General features: G+C 73.6%; 4 protein-coding genes. 2 read left to right on the top strand and 2 right to left on the bottom strand.

The features are described 5' to 3' along the window. Nucleotides 1-108 precede the first annotated feature (108 nt). Nucleotides 109-780, bottom strand: coding sequence for a hypothetical protein (locus ACFFNX_RS47000; RefSeq protein ID WP_378212886.1), 672 nt, complete (start codon nucleotides 778-780; stop codon nucleotides 109-111). Nucleotides 781-805: 25 nt separating this feature from the next. Between ACFFNX_RS47000 and ACFFNX_RS47005 the strand changes: the two genes are divergently transcribed. Continuing rightward, nucleotides 806-1,714: an oxidoreductase gene (locus ACFFNX_RS47005; RefSeq protein ID WP_378212887.1), complete on the top strand. Its 909-nt coding sequence runs from the start codon at nucleotides 806-808 to the stop codon at nucleotides 1,712-1,714. 12 nt (nucleotides 1,715-1,726) lie between these two features. Here ACFFNX_RS47005 and ACFFNX_RS47010 read toward each other — a convergent pair whose 3' ends face one another. Further along, nucleotides 1,727-2,257 carry a methylated-DNA--[protein]-cysteine S-methyltransferase gene (locus tag ACFFNX_RS47010; protein ID WP_378212888.1) on the bottom strand — a complete coding sequence of 177 codons (531 nt, stop codon included), beginning with the start codon at nucleotides 2,255-2,257 and terminating at the stop codon, nucleotides 1,727-1,729. A gap of 140 nt (nucleotides 2,258-2,397) precedes the next feature. Between ACFFNX_RS47010 and ACFFNX_RS47015 the strand changes: the two genes are divergently transcribed. After that, a partial coding sequence (locus tag ACFFNX_RS47015; RefSeq protein ID WP_378212889.1) for a helix-turn-helix domain-containing protein occupies nucleotides 2,398-2,765 on the top strand: 368 nt, incomplete at its 3' end.

Here is a 2,765-nt window from a genome sequence, read left to right on the forward strand (position 1 = left end):
AGGAACAGGGCAGCATGATCCGCCGCTACATCATCTGGCGGAACAAACACGCCGCCGACAAACACCTACGCGACATAATCAACAGGGCGAACGTTGCTTGACGCGGCGCTAGTTCTCGGCGAGCAGGGCCTTGATGCGGGCCAGCGAGTCGGCCCCGGCGAGTTCGACCGGCATGATCGGCCCCTCGGCGAGGCGGTCGGCGAGCGCCGACACCGCCTCGGCGCGGGCGATCACGTACTCCCGCTCCGCGCCACGGGGCGGCCGGCCCGCCAGCATGCCCGCGACCTCGGCGAGTGCCAGATGCGCGGCGTCTCGTCCGTCGCCGGCGCCGGCCGTACGCTCGAGCCGCCCGTACGCCGCGACGAGGCGGCGTACCGAGGAGTCCGAGACGTCGAGCACGGTGCCGTCGCCGAGGGTCTCATGGCGCCGGCGTTCGGAGCGGCGGCGCATCGCCGTCAGCAGCGCGGCGTGGGCGGGCAGCGCCAGCCCGAGGGCGAGGCAGGCGACCGCGATCACGGTCAGCCAGCCGGGCAGGCCCGTGAGAAGCACCGTGACGAGCAGGACGCCGCCGCCGACCGCCAGCACGGCCTCCGGCGCCCCGATGAGACGGGATGCCGGCTCACCGGCGGCCGGGCCGTCAACCTCCGGGACGTCGACGAGCGGACCGGGCCGGTGCGGGATGATGACCTGCGACGCCATGATCTCATTATTCGGCAGGCCCGGCCGGAACCCGGGGAACTCGCCGACCATGCGGTATCCGTTCGGTCGAATCTCTACCATGACCACGACGGAAAGGCGGCGAGCGATGTCCAGGTGGACGACGGACGACATACCTGATCTCGCCGGAAAGCGGGCGATCGTCACGGGGGCCAACAGCGGGCTCGGCCTGCGGACCGCCCTTGAGCTCGCCCGCCACGGTGCCACCGTCGTCCTCGGCTGCCGCAGCGCCGAACGCGGAGAGCGGGCCGTCGCGGCCATCCGCGCGGCCGTGCCGGACGCCGACGTCGTCCTCGGCTCGCTCGACCTGGCCGACCTGGCGTCGGTGCGCGCCTTCGCCGAGTCGCATCCCGAGCCGCTCGACGTCCTCGTCAACAACGCCGGCGTGATGGCGCTGCCGCACCGGCTGACGGCGGACGGCTTCGAGATGCAGTTCGGCACCAACCACCTGGGGCACTTCGCGCTCACCGGCCTGCTCCTGCCCGCCCTGCTCGAACGCCCCGGCGCCCGCGTCGTCACCGTCACGAGCCTGCTGCACTGGCTGGGCCGCGCCGACTTCGACGACGACGGCGAGCGCGGCTACCACCGGTGGCCCGTGTACTTCCGGTCGAAGCTGGCCAACCTCGTCTTCACCAAGGAACTCGACCGCCGGGCGCCCTTCGCCGCCGTCGCCTCCCACCCGGGATACGCCTCGACCAACCTTCAGCGGGTCGGCCCGCTGATGGGCGGTCACCGGGCACAGGCCGTGCTGTTCGGGCTGGTGAGCGACCTGCTCGGCCAGTCCGACGCCGCCGGGGCGTGGCCCTCGCTGTACGCGGCGACCGCCCCGGAGGTCGAGGGCGGCCAGTGCTACGGGCCGCGCGGGCCGGGGCAGAGCCGCGGCGCGCCACATCGCGTCCCGGCCCTGCCGCGCGCCGCCGACCCGCGGCTGGGCCGCCGTCTGTGGGAGCTCTCCGAGGAGCGCACCGGCGTGTCGTACGACGCGCTGCGGACGTGACGCCGGGCGGGGTCAGGGCCCGGTCGCGGGGTCCCAGTCGAGGGTCGCGGGAATGGCGCCCTCAAGGGTGAGGAGCCAGCGTTTCACCTCGACGCCGGTGCTCCCGCTGTAGCCGCCGAGGCCGTCCGAGGCGACCACGCGGTGGCAGGGGACCACGATCGGGATCGGGTTGGAGCCCATGATCGTGCCGATCGCCCGCGCCGGGACACCGGTGCCGCTGAGGCCGGACAGCTCTCCGTAGGTCACGGTGCGTCCGTACGGCACGCCGGCGTAGAGCTTCTCCAGCACCTCGCGTTGCGCACCCGACGTGTTGCGCCAGTCGATGGGCAGGTCGAAGTCCGCCTCCCGGCCGGCGAAGTAGGCGGCCAGCCGGCGGCCCACGGTCTCGGTGCGCTCGGGGGCCGCCACGAGCGGCAGGCCGCCGCGCAGCCGGGCCCGTTCGCGTGGCGTGTCGCGGAAGGAAAGGCCGGACAGCCCGAGCGGGGTGCAGGCGTACGCCAGCGTGCCCAGTGGGGTGTCGAGGGTTCCGATCGCGACGTCCATCTCTCATTCCTACCAACACGGGCACGCCCACCGCTCGCGGGTTTCCGACATCACCGTCCCACCGGACCGCGGAGTTGCGGCACCCATCTCCCGGAGCGGAGAATGCGCATCAACATTGACGGAAAATCAATGGAGGCAGGGTGTCGGAGGCGGGCGGATGGATCGACGCGGCGAGCGCCGCCGACCGGCTCGGCGTCGAGCCCGCCACGCTGTACGCCTACGTGAGCCGCGGGATGCTGCGCCGCGCCCGTACGCCGGACGGCCGGCGGAGCCTGTTCGACCCCGCCGAGATCGAGGAGCTCGCCCGGCGGGGCCGTCCCCGGCGCGGCGGGCACGAGCTGGTCATCGAGTCGCGGCTGACCGTCCTGGGCGACGACCGCCCCTACTACCGCGGACGCGACGCCGTCCGGCTGGCCGCGACGCACCGGTTCGAGGACGTCGCGCACTGGCTGTGGACCGGCGAGGAGACGACCGCGACGGCGCCGTGGCGGGCGCACCCGGACGCGGT

The sequence above is a fragment of the Actinoallomurus acaciae genome (assembly GCF_042429965.1).
Taxonomy (GTDB): Bacteria; Actinomycetota; Actinomycetes; order Streptosporangiales; family Streptosporangiaceae; genus Actinoallomurus; species Actinoallomurus acaciae.

What these genes read in the sequence shown, in the direction of transcription:
- ACFFNX_RS47010 (WP_378212888.1), bottom strand. Translation starts at nt 2,257, where the DNA reads ATGGACGTCGCGATCGGAACCCTCGACACCCCACTGGGCACGCTGGCG.
- ACFFNX_RS47005 (WP_378212887.1), top strand. Translation starts at nt 806, where the DNA reads ATGTCCAGGTGGACGACGGACGACATACCTGATCTCGCCGGAAAGCGG.
- ACFFNX_RS47000 (WP_378212886.1), bottom strand. Translation starts at nt 780, where the DNA reads ATGGTAGAGATTCGACCGAACGGATACCGCATGGTCGGCGAGTTCCCC.